Below are 17,979 nucleotides of genomic sequence, written 5' to 3'. Positions count from 1 at the left end.
TTCATCTCCGTAATTTCCCTCTGTAACATTTTGGGGTGCGGAATGTGGGTTTAAAAGATTTCCTGGATAATTTCTGGAAATATTACCGGAAATTATTAGCTTATCGAGATTCTCCTTGTCAGGAGCAAGCTGACGAACTCAGGTCGGAATTTTGGACGCTTTTTTCTACAGAAAGTGGTTATCAACAGTTGGATGAGCGAAAACGATTAACGCTGCTGAAAATTTCCGAGTTGCTTTTAGTATTAGAGCATCCTGAATTGCCTTTGCATAATAATCCGGCGGAGTTAGCTGCTCGGACGATGGTGCAACGACGTAATATTAGTTATGCCACTCAAACTATTGAGGGTACTCAGGCTTGGGATACTTTTATGTCTCTTGTTGCTACTACTCGTCAGTTGGGTATCAGTTTTTTTGAATATATCCGTGACCGGATTTCTCAGGTTGGGAATATTCCTTCTTTGGCAACTATTATTCGAGAAAAATCTGCTCTCAATTCTTTTGGTTTGTCATGGGTGCCTGAATAACTCTTTCCCCGATATATTGAGCGGATACCTAATAGTAATGTTAGCAAAATGCTGGTTATTCATTCATGTTATGGTAGGTAGCAACGGCAGAAGGTGAAATCCGATTTAAATAGCGGAAAATCCAATATTTAAAAATCGTATCTAAAATTACGGGAAATGTGGCAATAAATAAGAAAATAAAATCTCGATTGGCTGGTAATCCCCAATGTCGTGATATTCCCTCTAAGAGAACTTCCCAACCGTGAGGAGAGTGAAAGCCGACAAAAACATCGGTAAATAAAATGATAATAAATGCTTTAGCACTATCGCTTAAACCATAGACTACATTATCAAAGAAATCTTTTAATACAGCGATATCAGATTTGCTAACAAGTAATAAGATAGTGAAAGTAATTACCGCGAAAATATCAGCAAATACATTTTTAATGGCATTATCACTTTCTTTGCGAAATTCCTTTTTTACTTCCTCTGCTTTCTCCTTCATTTTTGTTTCTAATTCTTCAGCCCCAAGCGCAGGTGCATTACTAATTAAGGCTTCAAATTTGATTCTTTCTTCAAACCTTTGTAATGCTAATAATCCTTCTTCTTCCATTTCTCCATTTAAGAAAACTTCTACTGTTTTCTCATTTCGGAAATGTTCTACCAATGGACCAACAATTAAAGCTTTGGATAATTGATGAGTCAGAAGAGGAACGATAATAAGTAAAAGGATAAACCGAATTGAGATAATACTTCTTTGTTGGGCTTTACGAAAATTTTTAACTACATTTTGTTCAGATTCTGGATCTAATTCTACTTGTAGCCGCGTAATTGTGCTTAAAATTGAACGAGGTAAAATACCTGTAGTATTGGCTTTTCCTCTAGATATATTTTGGGTAACTTTCCGTGATGTTTTTGGTGTAAATTGTGGAGAATTAACTAAATCTGTGGGGGGTTCAACAGGTTGAGGATGGGAATTTCTATAATTTGCATCTATATCATTATTAGTGTATTTAGATGTAATTTGATCAATGAATTCTAGTTTCTCTAAAATTGATGCTGGGCTAGAATATTCTATCCCCACTTTCATAGCAGCTTTTTGTTTAGATTCATTCGCAAACCACCGACTGGCTTTGAATTCCGTCAGCCGCATTTGGACAGTTTTTAATAACTTTTGCAAATCTCCTTGAAAATAATCCATGACGCTGGTGCTGTGCATGGTAAATTCGGAGTCTATTTTGTTACCATTGAAGTGTTTATCTTCAATTTCCTTAATTTGTATAGCCGCTTGATAAGCTGTATCTAAAGAACGTTCTGGTGTCAGTAGATACCATCTGTAAGCAGCTAGTAAAAAGGGGTATATTTTTTGGCTAAACACGGTATTTTTCATCGAGACAATTATTTGGCATTATTCACTAAATTCTTAAACTTAAGTTAACGCAAAAAGATTGACATTCTCAGGGAGCCAAGCCGCTGAGATTCTTAGGAGATTTTCACTCGTAAAGGCTGTGCCAAACAGCCACTAGACACTCCGCTTAAAGCATTGTGCTTACTTTTTTTGAGAATATTGGCTGCACCATTGCAGTCTGCGTTCACTAAAATACCAAATTGAGTACGATACAGACCCCGCTGAATTCGCTTGCCAGAGAATTCGTGCTTTTTGGGATTGTCGGCATTAAAAACAGGAATATTATCATTGTCTAAAAAACTAGCCTTACTAGTATAGGACTCTTCCTGTTCTACATACTTGATTCCGTATCTCTCACAGAGAGCTTTCAGTTTAAATCTCAAACTACTGTGGGGAATCTGTACGAAGTTCTGATGATTACGGGAACCAATATTGATGGATTGCTTCATCTCAATATTGAATCCAACTACCAACTTATCAATGCGATGCTCAATGCAATGGTTGATAACGTACCTAGCAGCTTTATTTAAATAATCTCGAACTTTGGCATTGCGATTAACAGCTAGTCTAGCTTGACGCTCTGTAGTTCCCTTGATTTTCTGCAAATCTTTAATAGATTGCAGTCTAGCATTTTCCTTATTGAACCATTGGTTGAAGGATTTAAGTGGTTTGCCATCCAAAATAAAGGATGCCCCATTGGTGTCAATGCAAGTCGCTAGATTATCAAGTCCCAAGTCAATGCCAATAGCACTTTCGGCTTTAGTCTCAATCGGTGTTTCTTCAGCTTCAGAGATGAATTCAACCTCAAAAAAACGCCCATTATATTTTGGGAGGATGCGAACTTCTTTAAGAGTCTCTTGGTTTAATCTATTAGGAAATGGTATCCAGATTTCACCATATTGAGCCTTGAAAGCAGTAGACATAGGAATCCGAAATTTCCCATCTTTGACTTTGACTCTGGGCATGATCAAAGGGAAATATCCCTCCTTGGGCAGATAATGAGGTAGTCTTACTTTACTACTGTAAGATCCAGATTTAACTGAGGTAATCAATCCGTAGAAACTGCGAAAAGTTCTATCAACTACCTTCAGTGTTTGTTGAGCAATATCAGTGTTAAGCATCCGATAGTTCTCATTTCCTTTACAATAGTGATAGTTGGACTCATATTTTAAATGTTTCCGCTCTTGAAAGTAATACTGCCTAACTGTGTAAAGCCCTACATTGTAGAGATTCTTACTCAGTCTACAGAGTTCCTTCAGGGCTGTAAATTCATTAGCTTTGAGTCCCCGTATTTGATTCTTTTGAGTCAGATACATTTTAGTTTCGCTGTAACTCAAGTTATCCTAGCGAAAGATATAGGGGTTGTCAAGATGTCCGAAAGACCACAGCGGTTAAAACCGGTCGTGCCGCTTCCCTCTCAGGTCTAAAGACACGCTCGTTTCCCGCTTACCACAAGGTCTTATGATTTCTGATTCCCTTTGGATTTTTGGTACTAGTCGTAGTGGTAAAACTACTCGCTTGGTAAACCAGTTTAGTGCTTGGTTGCAAATTGATAGTCAAGTACCTGATTTATTTTATAATAAAAATATTCACAATTCCCAACCTCAACCTATAGATTCAAAGGTGAATTTACACCAAAAAGAACTAGGTATTTTATTGTTAGCTGCTAATGATGATAACCGCAGGGAATTAGCTGATAGAGTTACCACTTTAACATTAGGAAAATATCCTATTCGCGTTAAAACAGCTTTGGGTTTTTTCCAAGATGAGGTGATTTTATTTTGGCCGTTACTAATTGATTCGTTGTCAATTAAAGCTCAATTTCCCGTCAGATTACGCCCAGAAACGGAACAAGAATTGGCGACAAAACTCTGGAGTTGTCAGTTAGATTCAGAGGTTTTGCGGCGTGTAGGGATGAATGAAAATCGTTTGGTCAGACGTATCCTGGATTTATGGCAATTAGCAGCTTATAGCGGTGTACCCTGTGAAGACATTCCTAAAATATTGCACAGTGGTTTAGAAGATAGTTCTATCAATTTAGAACCACAGTTTTTGGGTTCTTTACTACTAAATTGGCGGAATTGGTGTTTAGAACGGGGGTTATTGACTTATGCGCTAATTACTGAACTGTATCACCAAAAATTATTAACTAATAGTAGCTATCAGGAACATCTAAAACAACGCTATCAGGGCATCATAGCAGATGATGTAGATGATTATCCGGCGATCGCTGCTAACTTATTTGAATTTTTATTAGATGCTGGGGCTGTGGGCGCGTTTAGCTACAATTTTCATGGGAAGGTACGCTGGGGTTTAGGTGGAGATCCTGAATATCTATCCAGATTATCTGCCCGTTGTCAAGTAGAAAATTTAACTAACCCACCTTTGGATAGTTTGGGTTATTCTCTCACCAGTCAAATGGTAGAATTGGTAACACAGCCGATGACGATGTTGAGTTTACCCAGTTATGTCCAGCCGATTCAAACCACTTCCCGCGCCCAGCTATTACGCCAAACAGCCGAGATGATTATTGATGGGGTTAAATCCGGGGAAGTAGCGGCAGATGAGGTAGCAATTATTGCACCGGGTTTAGATGCGATCGCTCGTTATACCATAGTAGAAATATTAACCAAGCAAAATATCGAAGTTGCATCTCTCAACGAACAACGCCCTTTAATCAGTTCTTCAGTAGTCAGAGCATTACTCACCCTAATGACTCTAATTTACCCCGGTTTAGGACGATTGGTAGATAGAGATGCGGTGGCGGAAATGTTGGTGGTTTTGAGTCAATATCAAACCCAAAATGGAGAGGAAAAAGGATTCCATCATTCTAAAATAGATCCGGTGCGAGCGGGGTTAATAGCAGATGCTTGTTTCGTTCCCCACCCCGACACACCCAATTTATTACCAGTGAAAACCTTTGAACGCTGGGATAGAATTGGCTATATTGCCACTCAGGCTTATGAAGATATATTACAATGGATTGGCAAACAGAGAGAGGAATATCACCAGCGACTTCTCCTCACCCCCATTTTTCTCCTCTACAAAGCCATTCAAGAGTTTGTGTGTAAGGATAAAAACCCTTCATATCAAGAATTAGCAGCATTAAGAGAATTACTAGAAACAGCCCAACATTATTGGGAAATAGACACCCGCTTAAAACAAACCGATCCTCTATTTCTTTCGCTGCATACACCAGAAACTCTCAGTATTACCATTATTGATAGCGATAGCGTGGCGATAGCCATATTTATTCAACTGCTGCGACGGGGGACAATTACTGCAAATCCCTATCCTGTAGGTGCTATCAGTAGCAGTAGAAAAGCTGTAACTTTAGCAACTATATTTCAATACCGAGCGAGTCGCAAAAATCACCGTTGGCATTTTTGGTTAGATATTGGTTCACCGCTATGGGCTAAAGGTGGTGCGGCAACTTTATTTGGTGCTACTTTATTTTTACAGGATAGGTTAGGACAACCTTGGACAGCAGCAGATGAAGAATTAGCCGAAGAAGAAAGATTACAAAGAATTGTCGCTGATTTGCTGGCGCGGGTGTCTGATAAATTGTATTTGTGTCACAGTGATTTGGCTGTCAATGGACAGGAACAAATTGGCCCTTTATTACCTTTAGTTCATGCTTGTGAAGTGGTGTAAATAATTGGCAATTTCCATAACTATAAATAAAACCTCTATGGAATTATAGAGGCTTTCTATTTAAAATCTATTTACCGACTCTTAGCTTTTCATCGCTTTTTTAGCAATCCCCATTTCCACCATTCCCACCTCCATTAGAAGAGCTAAGATCAGTAGGAATTATCTTAGTTCCTGATTGATTTAAACTGAATGTACCGGAAGGATCTGCTTTGAATACTGCGGGGCTAATTCCGGAACTTCCTGCTGAAGAATTATACAAAAGAAACTCTCCTGGATAAGTGCCGCTTTCTCCCGGTTTTAAAGTTTGTTGTTGTAGGGGTGACTTCTCCCCAAAATTATAAAAAATCCTCGGTGCTTCTGTATTATTTTTAAGTGTAAATCCTCCAGCAATATTAGAAGCTTGTTCCGAACTTAATTCCGATAAACAATTTTCATCAAAAGCGTTTAAAGAAGTATCTTTTTTTGTCTGGGAAGTCGTCAAATCTGCTTGCAACATAATCTTATATCTCCAAAATAAAATAGTTGGAATTAACCTGCTATAAACAGATTATGCTTTAATAAAAGTAATTTAATTAATCCTGAGTTAGATATTTTAAATTAACCCTAAGATAGATGACTGACATTAATATGATGAGAGATATTCAGTTTCCTGACCTAGAACAATTGCTTTTCAAGATAGGTTTTAAGAAAGTACCAACCACAGGCTCTCAACCTTATTATTAAGATATAAGGATTTAAAATCATCCCCTACTGAAAAACTTGAAATTCAAACTATGAAAATAAAAGTCATTATTCACAAAGAAGAAACTCAAATTCTTCTTTTTGGTTATTTATATTTTTTGGTATTTTGATTTCATTCAGACTCATTTTCTCATTTTTTCTTCTGAATTTATTGTCAATACCTTATTAACAGGATTTACGCAACTTTATATTTAAGCTATTTCTGTTACTTATTACACTTATGTCTGTACTAGAAAATGAAGTGCGGAATGTGAGTAGTAAGAAAATAGGGAACAAAAAAATTCTCGGCTTTTTTTGACAAGACAGTGGAGAGTTTTACCGTATGCTATATTACTAGGGAAATAATCGGAGTGTGGTGGTGAATATGACAGATGATTACACAATTCAATTTACTTTTGCTGTTAATGACCCAGAATTAGATGATGACAGACGGCTAAAAATAGCAAGTAAGTTGCTGCGGGAATTACGAGATTCCGACGAAGTGGAAAAAGCAGACCGTGCTGAAGATCTTAACCCAGAAGCAGGAAGTAAGCCAGGTTTTGCAACTTTGATCGGAGTGCTGACAGCACAAGTCAGTATGAAAAATATTAAAACATTTTTAGCCTTTTTGGGCGATCGCTTGGGAGACAAACCCATCGAACTGACTGTCAAAGTCGGTGAGAAAGAAGTCAGTATCAAAGCCAAAAGCCGCCAAGAACTGCTAGAAAGCGAAAAAATAGCAAAAGACCTATTAGCCGCAATGGGTGGTGACAATGGCTAAAAAAATGGCTCTACTGATTGGAGTCAGTGAATATGGTGCAGGTATCCCACCCCTATTATCTGCACTCAATGATGTCCAGGCTATGGAACGAGTTTTGCAAAATCCCAACTTGGGAAATTTTGCACAGGTAGAACGGCTGCTGAATCCTGATTCAGTAGCTATGAGAATAGGAATTCAAAAGCTGTTTAAGAACGCAGGTAAAGAAGATTTATTATTATTCTATTTTTCTGGACATGGAATTACTAATGATGATAATCATCTCTATTTAGCAACTCGCAACACAGCAAAAGATAACTTTGAAGCCACTGCTGTAGATGCAAATTTTATTCAAACACAATCAAAAAGTTGTTATTCCAAACGACAAGTTTTAATTTTAGATGCTTGTTATAGTGGTGCTTTTGCTAATGGTTGGCACACAAAAAGTATTGGAGTAGATATCAAAAAGCAATTAGGTGCAGAAGGACGAGTTGTGCTTACATCTTCTGGTGCAACTCAAACTTCCTTTGCACAAGAAGGTGCAACACTTTCCCTCTATACTCAATATTTAGTTGAGGGAATTGAGACAGGTGCAGCAGATACAGATAACGATGGCAATATTCATGTCCAAGAACTACACACTTACGCTAAATCAAAAGTCCAAGCGGTAAAGCCTAACATGACACCAGATATCATTCTGGACAAGGAAGGATACAATATTTTATTGGCCTATGCTCCCAAAAATCCAGAAGCAGAGTATCGCAAATTGGTTGAACAATATGCTAAAAATGGTGAACTTAAAAGAATTGCTATTGAAGTTTTAAAAGCAAAACGGAAAACTTTGGTAATTACAGATGCAAAAGCCGAGGAAATAGAAACGGAAGTTTTAGAACCTTTTCGGAGACGATTAATAAATTTGCAAAGTTATAAACAATATTTTGCAGAAGAAGTTGAGCAACAATATCCTCTAGATGAACATACTTTGAAGATATTAAAAGATTATCAACAAGATGTTTTAGGTTTGAGAGATGAGGATGTAGAATCAATGGAGTTAGAAATTACATCTGTTAAAGAAGCAGAATATCAAAAACAGCTTCAGATACAAAAGCAGCAAGAAGAGGAAGCATTGCAACTTCAGCAACAAGCAAAAGAATTATCACAATTACGATTGCAGCAGGAAGCAGAAAGATTGCAACGCCAACGAGAGGCAGAAGCAGCCGAACAACTAAGATTGCAGCAAGAAGCAGAAAGATTGCAACGCCAGCGAGAAGCAGAAGCAGAAAAAAATAAATCTGGTTATCAGTTAAAGACTTTTCAGTTTGAAACTGCTCAGATAAATAAGAATGGTACAGGAATTAAACGTATTGCCAAAAGCGCCGAGTATTTTCCTCAAGATTTAGGAAATGGTGCATTTCTGGAAATGGTGCATATTTCTGGAGGGACTTTTATCATGGGTTCTCCAGAAAGTGAGGAAGGTTATCGCAAATCCCAAAGTCCACAACATCAAGTTACTGTTCCCCCGTTTTTTATGGGTAAATATCCAGTTACTCAAAAACAATGGCAAGCTGTAGCTGCACTAGAAAAAGTTAAGATTGATTTAGAATCTGATCCATCGAACTTTAAAGGTGATAATTTACCTGTTGAGCGTGTATCGTGGAATCATGCTCAAGAATTTTGCGCTAGACTCTCCCAAAAGACAAGTAAAACCTATCGCTTGCCTAGTGAGGCGGAATGGGAATATGCTTGTCGTGGAGGAACTACTACCCCATTTTATTTTGGGGAAACGATTTCCACAGATTTAGCCAATTATGATGGTAGCTACTACACTTATGAACAGGGACAAAAAGGAGAATATCGAGGAAAAACCACAGATGTAGGAATTTTTCCCGCCAATCCTTTTGGTTTATATGATATGTGCGGGAATGTGTGGGAATGGTGCGAAGATGAGTGGCATGAAAATTATATAAATGCGCCTATAGACGGTAGTGCATTGACAAGTCTAAGCAGTTCTTGTAGTGCGCTGCGTGGCGGTTCTTGGGTCAACTATCCTAAATTCTGCCGTTCCGCGTCTCGCTACAACACTTGGGCGGAGCGCGACAGCAGCAGCAACGATTTTGGTTTTCGTGTTGTTTGCGCTGTTGGGAGGACTTTGTAGCCCTTTATACTCTTACCCTTTTACCCTCTGCTCTTCTTATTCTTTTCGCTTCTCTACTGTAACGGAGTGGAGCTATAAAAAATATTTTTTTAGATTTTCGGATGCTTGATGAGTGCTTCGTCCATAATACAGAAAACTTTAGATTTAGTCAAGTAGATAATAGCAGAGAATAGATCCCCGACCTCTTAAAGAAGTCGGGGATCTGGCAACATCTAAGATATCTCTAAAGCAACCCCGAAGATGACACGCTTTATACATGACCAATTTGCCAAAGACTATTTAGAAGAACTACTCAAACCATTCGGAGAAGTACAAGCAGCCAGTCAAGTAGCTGGAGAAATCCGGGAAATAGACGTATTATTCACACCATTTCCCAACCAAACAACCAACGTAGAACTATTAGGATTATTAGGAAAATTAGCCACAACACCAGCCATATTCGAGCCATTTCGCAACCCAGCATCAACAGAAGAAATCTGTGATTGTCTGTTAAAATCATTAGAAGTCAGAGGTGCATTAAGAAGAGCAGCCAAACGCGAACAAACCAACAAAACAAAAATCGAAATTCCTAAATTGTGGATTCTCACCCCCACAGCCTCAAGAAACATCATCTCAGGATTTAGCGAGACAACAAAACCAGATTCCTTACCCGGAATATACTATTTAGCAAAATCATTACAGGCCGCAATTGTCGTTATTCATCAATTACCACAAACTCAAGAAACACTGTGGTTAAGACTTTTAGGTAGAGGTACAGTCCAAAAACGAGCAATTGATGAATTAGCTGCGTTACCATTAAATCAACCTTACGTCAAAATCACCTTAGAACTACTCTATAACCTCCAGAAAAACTTAAAAATCAATCAAAGTTCACAAACAGAAGATCAGGAGTTGATTATGCGATTAGCACCACTTTACCAACAAGATAGAGAACTAGCTAAACAAGAGGGATTACAAGAAGGACTGCAAAAAGAAAAACGTCTAATTATCCGGCAATTAAATCGTCGAATTGAGGAAATTGACTCATTATTAATTCAAAAAGTTCAAGAGTTAACTGTTGAAAAACTTGAAGAATTAGGAGAAGCTTTGTTAGATTTTACTTCAGTTACAGATTTAGAAACTTGGCTGCAACATAATTCAATTAATTAGCTGCAACGTCCTAATTTTTCTGCACTATTAACAATAGCGATCGCTCTGCCCATTGTATCTTATTTTCTGGGTAATGCTTAGGGTGAAGGATGCGATAGCGAAGCGCTGCTGCAAGCAGTTCGCTATATAGCTGATTTAATTATTTAATTTTCACTCTTAATGTCTGATATCTACAATTATGCCACAATAGCGAGATTAGGTAAAAGCATTAGGAGTTTTAGTTGTGGAGTCCCCCCAAAAAACATCATACCAACCAGCCGCAATAGAGGAAAAATGGCAACAAACATGGTTAGAACTTGGCTTAGATAAAACCCCTCAAGATACAAACAAGCCAAAATTCTACGCGCTTTCCATGTTCCCTTACCCATCTGGTAGCTTGCACATGGGTCACGTTCGTAACTATACAATTACAGATGTGATTGCCCGCCTCAAACGGATGCAAGGGTATCGGGTATTACATCCAATGGGTTGGGATGCCTTCGGACTACCCGCAGAAAACGCCGCCATTGATAGAGGTGTACCCCCTGCTAAATGGACATATCAAAATATTGCCCAAATGCGGCAACAATTACAACGTCTGGGTTTATCCTTAGATTGGGAAACTGAACTTGCTACCTGTTCCCCCGATTATTACAAATGGACGCAATGGATATTTCTGCAATTTTTACAAGCCGGTTTAGCTTACCAAAGAGAAGCCGCAGTTAACTGGGATCCCATTGACCAAACTGTATTGGCAAACGAACAAGTTGATAACGAAGGACGTTCCTGGCGCAGTGGAGCAATAGTAGAACGTAAATTACTGCGTCAATGGTTTTTCAAGATTACCGACTACGCCGAAGAATTATTAAATGACTTAGATAAACTCACAGGTTGGCCGGAACGAGTTAAATTAATGCAAGCCAACTGGATAGGAAAATCCACCGGTGCATATTTAGAATTTCCTATTGTGGGCTTAGATGAAAAAATCGGCGTTTATACCACCCGTCCCGATACTGTTTATGGCGTGAGTTACGTCGTATTAGCCCCAGAACACCCCTTAACTCAAGTGGTGACAACTTCAGACCAAAAAGCAGCGGTAGAAGCCTTTATTAAGGAAGTCAGCAACCAAAGCGAGTTAGAACGGACTGCGGAAGATAAACCTAAACGGGGTATTCCCACTGGTGGTCAAGTTATTAACCCCTTTACCGGGGAAGAAGTACCGATTTGGATTGCAGATTATGTACTTTATGAATATGGTACAGGTGCGGTAATGGGTGTACCGGCACATGATGTCCGAGATTTCAAATTTGCTAAAGAACAAAATTTAGCTATTAAAGTTGTCATTGTCCCGGAAATTGGTGCAGAAGAAACTTTAAAATCAGCATATACAGAAACGGGAATTTTAGTTAATTCCGGTGACTTCAATGGCATGAATTCTGTAGATGCGAAAAAAGCCATTATCGAATTTGCCGAAAACCAAAACTTTGGTAAATTAAGAATACAATATCGCCTCAGAGATTGGTTGATTTCTCGACAACGTTATTGGGGCGCACCTATCCCTGTTATTCACTGTCCTGAATGTGGAATTGTGCCTGTAGCTGACAAAGATTTACCTGTACAATTACCAGAAGATATTGAATTAAGTGGTCGTGGTGGTTCACCTTTAGCACAATTAGAAAGTTGGGTAAATGTTCCTTGTCCAACTTGCGGTACTCCTGCGAAACGGGAAACCGATACAATGGATACTTTTATTGATTCTTCTTGGTATTTCTTACGTTATTCTGATGCCAAAAATGAGGAAAAGATTTTTGATTCTGGTAAAGTAAATGATTGGATGCCTGTAGATCAATATGTGGGCGGAATTGAACACGCAATTTTACATTTATTGTATTCGCGTTTCTTCACTAAGGTATTAAGAGATAGAGGGTTATTTAACTTTGATGAACCATTTCAAAAGCTGTTAACTCAGGGAATGGTACAGGGTTTAACTTACATGAACCCGAATAAAGGTGGTAAAGATAAATGGATTCCTTCAAATTTAGTTGATGCTAATAATCCTATAGATCCACAAACTGGAGAACCTTTACAACGTCTCTATGCTACCATGTCCAAATCAAAAGGCAATGGTGTAGCACCGGAAGATGTGATTAATAAATATGGCATAGATACGGCGAGAATGTTCATTTTATTTAAAGCACCTCCTGAAAAAGATTTAGAATGGGATGAGGCTGATGTTGAGGGACAATTCCGCTTTTTAAATCGCGTTTGGCGGTTGGTAACAGATTATGCTGCAAGTCCAAAACAACTGACAACGGACAACGGACAACTGACGAAAGCCGAAAAAGATTTACGTCGCTTCATTCATATTGCTATTCAAGCAATTACGGAAGATGTGGTAGATGAATATCAATTCAATACGGCAATTTCGGAATTAATGAAGTTAAGTAATGCCTTGACTGATGCTGATTGTCATAATTCCCCAATTTACGCGGAAGGGATGCAAACTTTGGTGATTATGTTAGCGCCTTTTGCCCCCCATATTGGTGATGAATTATGGCAGTTATTGGGGAATAAAAACTCTGTGCATACCCAAACTTGGCCAAGTTTTGATCCTGCGGCTTTGATAGCTGATGAAATTACTTTGGTAATTCAAATTATGGGTAAAACTCGCGGTGCTATTCAAGTTCCTTCCCAATCTGATAAAGCGGAGTTGGAGAAGTATGCGCGGGAGTCGGAAGCCGGACAACGTTATCTGGAAGGGAAGGAAATCAAAAAGGTGATTGTTGTTCCTGGTAAGTTGGTGAATTTCGTTTTGGGTTAATATTTTTGTAGGTTGGGTTAAATGAAATGCAACCCAACTTATGTATTATTATTGGTTAATGTTGGGTAACATACGTCAACCCAACCTACAAAATATGTGTTTTTAGTATTTAAGAAAGCGATTTTTCGGCTTCTATCAAAAACAAAATTGTACTTGCTGTTAGATGAAGCTGGTAAGCTGCAAAATATTGTGGAACATTAACAGGTTGAGAACCTTGTCCATGCGCTGATTGTTTATTCCTTATAGTAGGAATACCACCTTCAAGACTTTGCTTGAGTGATGAAAATTGATCTTGTAAATAAATTGGAATTAGATGATTTTGAAAGCAAATTTTAATAAGTGGTTTGGCTGTATCTGTAGGTTGAAAAATCCAGCCTTGCTTGTTACAAATAATCTTCATGGTACTTTCAAAAGCCTTCAGACATTCGTTAAGACATTCTTTGTAATTACCATGTCTATAATGTTCATGGGCTTTCAAAAATTCCTCATTTGCTCCCTGAAATCGAGGATCACTTAATAAGTGTAAAACTGGCTTGACTGCTTCAGAATGTATCATTTGAGAATCAACTCTTATAATTTTACCTGATTCATATTGATAACCTACTCCGTGTTCCCTAAATCTAAAGTTCAATTCCTTGATTAATTGATCAATTGTATTTGATATATTTTTTGTTGTATCACCTTTATTATATAAATTTTCAAAAAATTTAAAGGTTAATTCAACGCTAGAAAGAACCTGTTCTATTTCTTCCTCTTCTAATATAAAATTCAATACTCCTTTAGTGTATTTCATATTGTATTGCACAATATCTGGACTCAAAGCCAATGAGAGATCTGAAACCAAACTCAATCTCCCATGTTCACGACATATCATATTGTCAATATGCAGAAAAACTTCTTCACTTTTATCTTTCCCACAAAGATCAATAAGATCCTTTATAATATGAACAATCTGTATACGGAGAGGCTCAGGAATATTATCACACTGATACACATCAGGGAGTTTTTTTTGCCGTTTTGAGTAGATATCAAAGACTTTCATAACTAAATAAACTATATAGACGATACATATATGATACAATATTTTCAACTATGTTGTATGTAGCAATTAGTAATTTGTAGGTTAGGTTAAATGAAATGCAAACCAACACATTTATTATTGTTGGTTGATGTTGGGTTTCCTCACGTCAACCCAACCTACAATTTTATAAGTGACTTTTTTAGAAAAATCTGGTACTATAAGGAGTGAGTATATAAATCATTGGATCTCAATAAAAATCCGTTCAATTAATGAAAGTCAAGCTTCGTAACAATGCAAATTCTTCTCGCACTGGTGTAAATCATTTCACTAAGTATACGGTTGTTTATCATAAAAAGGGAGAAACGCTAGGAATGAATAGAATATTGTCTCCAAATATGGAAAAGCATTCTTTTGTCAAGGCGTTCTTAGATTTCCTGGCTAGAGATATCAAGAAAAATTCTAGCAATCTTGAAACACTTACAGAAGAAATGTATCATCGTGCCTCTATACTAACAGAAGGTATGGAAGCTGATCTGGATGAAGAATTACCAGAGGATTTCATGTTTGTATGAATGTTAATGGGTGGACGTTAAAAATTCATCCTGCCTTTGGTGAAAAATATAAAAAATTAATTATTCAGGTTGAGGAACTTAAAGAAAAAAATCCTGAAGAATATCAGCAACATCCAGCTACAAAGTTTCTCAACAATATTAATGAGTTTATTTTTAGGCGAATACCTGAAGATCCCAGCGCACCAGAATTTAGGCAAGGTAAAACATTAGGAACAGATAAAAAGCATTGGTTTCGAGCTAAATTTAATAGAAGATTTCGTTTATTCTTTCGTTATAGCAGTACGGAAAAAGTTATTATTTATGCTTGGATAAATGATGAATATTCGCTGCGGAAAGAGGGAGCAAAAACAGATCCATACAACATTTTTACTAAAATGCTTGCAAGTGGTAATCCTCCAGATAGTTGGGATGATCTTTTAAAGGCTTCAGACGATCTAGAATCTGTTTCAGAAGATGTTGATAATGGTTAATTTATAACTTGAATTAGGAATGTTATTTATATTTTTAGTTTGTAGGTTGGGTTAAATGAAATGCAACCCAACTTATGTATTATTGTTGGTTAATGTTGGGTTTCCTTACGTCAACCCAACCTACAGATTCTATATTTTGTTTTTACAATACTTCATGAGTAGGCGATCGCTTTCTACTTTTGCTCCATTTCTCAACCATTCAATTGGTTGTTCTTCATCTACTTTATCTGGATTTACCCATACAATATCCTTGAGTTCATCTATTTTTACAGATGCTTCACTAAAAAATTTTCTCGCAGTATTATCATCCAATGATATAACAATTTTATCTGTTGCTAGTGCTGCTTCTATTAAACATAAATCTTTTGTCATTTCTGCAATTCTTTTATTGCCAACATTAGCAGCAATACTTTCTATCTCAGTCCATAAACTATCATTTATTAATATTTCTAGATAGTTCCATTTTTTCTTTGCTACCATTTGTCGTCGCCAAGTTAGGGCAAATAAAGAGAGCTACTTGGATAGCTCTCTAAAATCATCAGGGTGCATCTACTTAGCACATTATATAATTCTAGCACCAAGGGGTCAAACCCCCTATTTTTTATTTTTGTCCGTTGTCCGTTGTCTGTTGTCCGTTGTCCGTTGTCCGTTGTTCCCTGTTCCCTGTTCCCTCTAAAAAGAAAGAGAGCCAATAAAAACTAGCTCTCCTGATAATCAAGTTGCGTCTTATTATCACACTATACCATTTTCAGGGTGAGGGGTGTCACCCTACATTGGGGCATTGAGTTTCTCTTCTAACAATTGATTGGTGAGTTTGGGTTCTGCACGTTTATCGGTTTTTTTCAGGACTTGTCCGACGAAAAAGCCTTTGAGGTTGGTGTTACCTTTGCGGTATTTTTCGACTTGTTGGGCGTTAGCAGCCATGATTTCATCAATAATCGGTTCGAGAATGGTACGATCTGAAATGAGTTCTTGACCAGCAAAAGCTGTTTCTGGAGAAACTCCATTTAATAAGTCTGTGAGTTTTTCCTTAGCTTGAGCGTTGCTGATTTTACCATTTTCAATGCGAGTAATCACGTCTGCTAGATTAACAGCAGTCAGTTTAATTTCAGAGATGGTGAGTTTTTGTTTATTTAAGTACCCAGCGATATCTTGAGTAATCCAATTAGCCGCAGATTTGGGATTTGCACCTTTAGATATTGCACTTTCAAAATAGTCCGCAACTGGTTTATCCTCAGTTAAGACCCGCGCATCATAAGCCGAAAGTCCCAACTCATTTTCATAATGATGGCGTTTTATCGCAGGTAGTTGGGGTAATTCACTTAACCATGAATCTAATTCTGCTTGAGTGACTTCAATGGGGGCTAAATCTGGTTCTGGGAAGTAACGATAATCACTAGAACCTTCTTTAATCCGCATACTGCTGGTGCGTTGTGAACCTTCTTCCCACAGTCGGGTTTCTTGAACAATCTTTTCTCCTGATTCAATAGCAGCAATTTGGCGTTCAATTTCATAATCAATCGCTTTTTGAATCGCACTAAAGGAGTTCATATTCTTGATTTCTACCTTAGTGCCAAATTGTTCTCGTCCCACCGGACGGACAGAAATATTCACATCACAACGCAGAGATCCTTCTTGCATATTTCCATCACTGACACCAAGATACCGCACAATCCGCCGCAGTTCTTGGGCATATTCAGCCGCTTCTTGTCCGGTTCGCAAATCAGGTTCAGAAACAATTTCCACCAAGGGAATACCAGCTCGGTTATAATCTACGAGAGAATAGGTAGAACCGGAAAGCCTATCACTACCTGCGTGGACGAGTTTCCCCGCGTCCTCTTCCATGTGTAAGCGAGTAATACCAATGCGTTTACGGCTGGGATTTCCCTCATCATCTACCAATTCAATTTCTATCCAACCATGTTCGGCTATGGGTAAATCATATTGAGAAATTTGGTAATTTTTGGGTAAATCAGGATAAAAATATTGTTTGCGGTCAAATTTACTATACCGAGCGATTTGACAATTTAGCGCCAAACCAGTTTTCACGGCGTATTCGAGAACTTTGGCGTTCAGTACAGGTAAAACTCCTGGTAAACCCATACATATTGGGTCAATGTTAGTATTGGGGTCAGCACCAAAAGCTGTGGAACTGTTGGAGAAAATTTTGGTGTTGGTACTAAGTTGACAATGGGTTTCTAGGCCAATAATCGCTTCGTATTCAGTTTTTACGGGTGTAGCTGTGGTCATATCCAGATTTACGGTTTTTACTCTTTGGTACTATTTTAGATTACGGGTAGGGCGATCGCGCTATTCTGTGAGATTATCAAGTTTAGACAGTATTCTTAAACCTGCTTCTGGGTTTCCTGTGACAGTCATTGCTTTGAATCGGGTATAAGCATCAAATTCTGCTAAAGCTATAGTAGAAATAAAATATAATTAAAACTTATGAAAATATAACAATACTTTTAATATTCATAACTCATCATAATTCAAGTTTAGATTTTCTTAATAATTAATTGAGAATTATTTTTATTTAGCAACGAGCTTGCAATACTTTCGGCGATTTGCTACAATTATGGAGATTTTCATAATTGGGTTTATATTGTCAATTTTGTGTGTGTCTGACAAGATGATCTTCAGAACCCTTTATTTGTAGTCGTTTCAGAAATCAATCCCTAAAAAGAATACAAAACTTCATAAATTAGCGGCAATTTCCGAGAGAAATTTGGACAAAAATTAGCCAAGAAATTATGGAAGTTGACTGGGA

General features: G+C 37.7%; 14 protein-coding genes and 1 pseudogene. 8 read left to right on the top strand and 7 right to left on the bottom strand.

Annotation, left to right across the window (positions count from 1 at the left end):
• Positions 1–44: 44 nt before the first annotated feature.
• Positions 45–524: a hypothetical protein gene (locus tag FJR06_RS13730; protein WP_254434429.1), complete on the top strand. Its 480-nt coding sequence runs from the start codon at positions 45–47 to the stop codon at positions 522–524.
• A gap of 55 nt (positions 525–579) precedes the next feature.
• Here the strand turns inward: FJR06_RS13730 and FJR06_RS13725 are convergent, their stop codons facing one another.
• Together FJR06_RS13725 and FJR06_RS13720 are read right to left on the bottom strand one after the other, a co-directional pair.
• Positions 580–1,893 (bottom strand): proton extrusion protein PcxA, encoded by a 1,314-nt coding sequence (locus FJR06_RS13725; RefSeq protein ID WP_168651627.1) that lies wholly within the window; start codon positions 1,891–1,893, stop codon positions 580–582.
• Between the two features lie 92 nt (positions 1,894–1,985).
• On the bottom strand, positions 1,986–3,227 hold the full coding sequence (locus tag FJR06_RS13720) for an RNA-guided endonuclease TnpB family protein (RefSeq protein WP_168651626.1): 1,242 nt from the start codon (positions 3,225–3,227) through the stop codon (positions 1,986–1,988).
• Between the two features lie 145 nt (positions 3,228–3,372).
• Here FJR06_RS13720 and FJR06_RS13715 point away from each other — a divergent pair, with 145 nt between their 5' ends.
• Positions 3,373–5,565: a recombinase family protein gene (locus tag FJR06_RS13715; RefSeq protein ID WP_168651625.1), complete on the top strand. Its 2,193-nt coding sequence runs from the start codon at positions 3,373–3,375 to the stop codon at positions 5,563–5,565.
• 100 nt (positions 5,566–5,665) lie between these two features.
• On the opposite strand, the gene FJR06_RS13710 is transcribed toward FJR06_RS13715, so the two are convergent.
• A complete protein-coding gene (locus FJR06_RS13710) occupies positions 5,666–6,061 on the bottom strand; it encodes a hypothetical protein (RefSeq protein ID WP_168651624.1) in 396 nt (131 codons plus the stop codon).
• A 609-nt stretch (positions 6,062–6,670) separates the two neighbouring features.
• Between FJR06_RS13710 and FJR06_RS13705 the strand changes: the two genes are divergently transcribed.
• The 4 genes from FJR06_RS13705 (at position 6,671) to leuS (ending at position 13,146) form a co-directional block, all read left to right on the top strand.
• The gene (locus FJR06_RS13705) at positions 6,671–7,066 is read left to right on the top strand and encodes a hypothetical protein (protein ID WP_168651623.1); all 396 of its coding nucleotides are present in this window, start codon (positions 6,671–6,673) and stop codon (positions 7,064–7,066) included.
• Entirely contained in the window at positions 7,059–9,197 is a 2,139-nt protein-coding gene (locus FJR06_RS13700; RefSeq protein WP_168651622.1) for an SUMF1/EgtB/PvdO family nonheme iron enzyme, read from the top strand. Before FJR06_RS13705 ends, FJR06_RS13700 begins: the two co-directional genes overlap by 8 nt.
• A gap of 240 nt (positions 9,198–9,437) precedes the next feature.
• Positions 9,438–10,346, top strand: a complete 909-nt coding sequence (locus FJR06_RS13695) for a DUF4351 domain-containing protein (protein ID WP_168651621.1) — start codon at positions 9,438–9,440, stop codon at positions 10,344–10,346.
• A gap of 223 nt (positions 10,347–10,569) precedes the next feature.
• Positions 10,570–13,146, top strand: coding sequence for a leucine--tRNA ligase (gene leuS / locus FJR06_RS13690; protein ID WP_168651620.1), 2,577 nt, complete (start codon positions 10,570–10,572; stop codon positions 13,144–13,146).
• Positions 13,147–13,255: 109 nt separating this feature from the next.
• Here leuS and FJR06_RS13685 read toward each other — a convergent pair whose 3' ends face one another.
• A complete protein-coding gene (locus FJR06_RS13685) occupies positions 13,256–14,188 on the bottom strand; it encodes an STM4504/CBY_0614 family protein (protein WP_015080002.1) in 933 nt (310 codons plus the stop codon).
• Positions 14,189–14,436: 248 nt separating this feature from the next.
• Here FJR06_RS13685 and FJR06_RS13680 point away from each other — a divergent pair, with 248 nt between their 5' ends.
• Both FJR06_RS13680 and FJR06_RS13675 read left to right on the top strand, forming a co-directional pair.
• Positions 14,437–14,739 (top strand): type II toxin-antitoxin system PrlF family antitoxin, encoded by a 303-nt coding sequence (locus FJR06_RS13680; RefSeq protein WP_015080001.1) that lies wholly within the window; start codon positions 14,437–14,439, stop codon positions 14,737–14,739.
• Complete coding sequence (locus tag FJR06_RS13675) at positions 14,736–15,209, top strand: type II toxin-antitoxin system YhaV family toxin (protein ID WP_015080000.1); 474 nt, start codon at positions 14,736–14,738, stop codon at positions 15,207–15,209. Before FJR06_RS13680 ends, FJR06_RS13675 begins: the two co-directional genes overlap by 4 nt.
• Before the next feature lie 129 nt (positions 15,210–15,338).
• On the opposite strand, the gene FJR06_RS13670 is transcribed toward FJR06_RS13675, so the two are convergent.
• From FJR06_RS13670 to FJR06_RS24395, 3 genes and pseudogenes are all read right to left on the bottom strand, one after another.
• Entirely contained in the window at positions 15,339–15,689 is a 351-nt protein-coding gene (locus FJR06_RS13670) for a hypothetical protein (protein WP_051155171.1), read from the bottom strand.
• 288 nt (positions 15,690–15,977) lie between these two features.
• Complete coding sequence (gene gatB, locus FJR06_RS13665) at positions 15,978–17,459, bottom strand: Asp-tRNA(Asn)/Glu-tRNA(Gln) amidotransferase subunit GatB (protein WP_015079999.1); 1,482 nt, start codon at positions 17,457–17,459, stop codon at positions 15,978–15,980.
• Between the two features lie 60 nt (positions 17,460–17,519).
• Positions 17,520–17,639: pseudogene (locus tag FJR06_RS24395) on the bottom strand (toxin-antitoxin system HicB family antitoxin); the annotation flags it as partial.
• Between the last annotated feature and the right edge of the window lie 340 nt (positions 17,640–17,979).

It is taken from the genome of Dolichospermum sp. UHCC 0352, from assembly GCF_009711925.1.
In the GTDB taxonomy this organism is placed as follows: domain Bacteria; phylum Cyanobacteriota; class Cyanobacteriia; order Cyanobacteriales; family Nostocaceae; genus Dolichospermum; species Dolichospermum lemmermannii.
The sequence above is the reverse complement of the archived record's forward strand: the minus strand, read 5'-3'. Positions and strand labels throughout refer to the sequence as shown.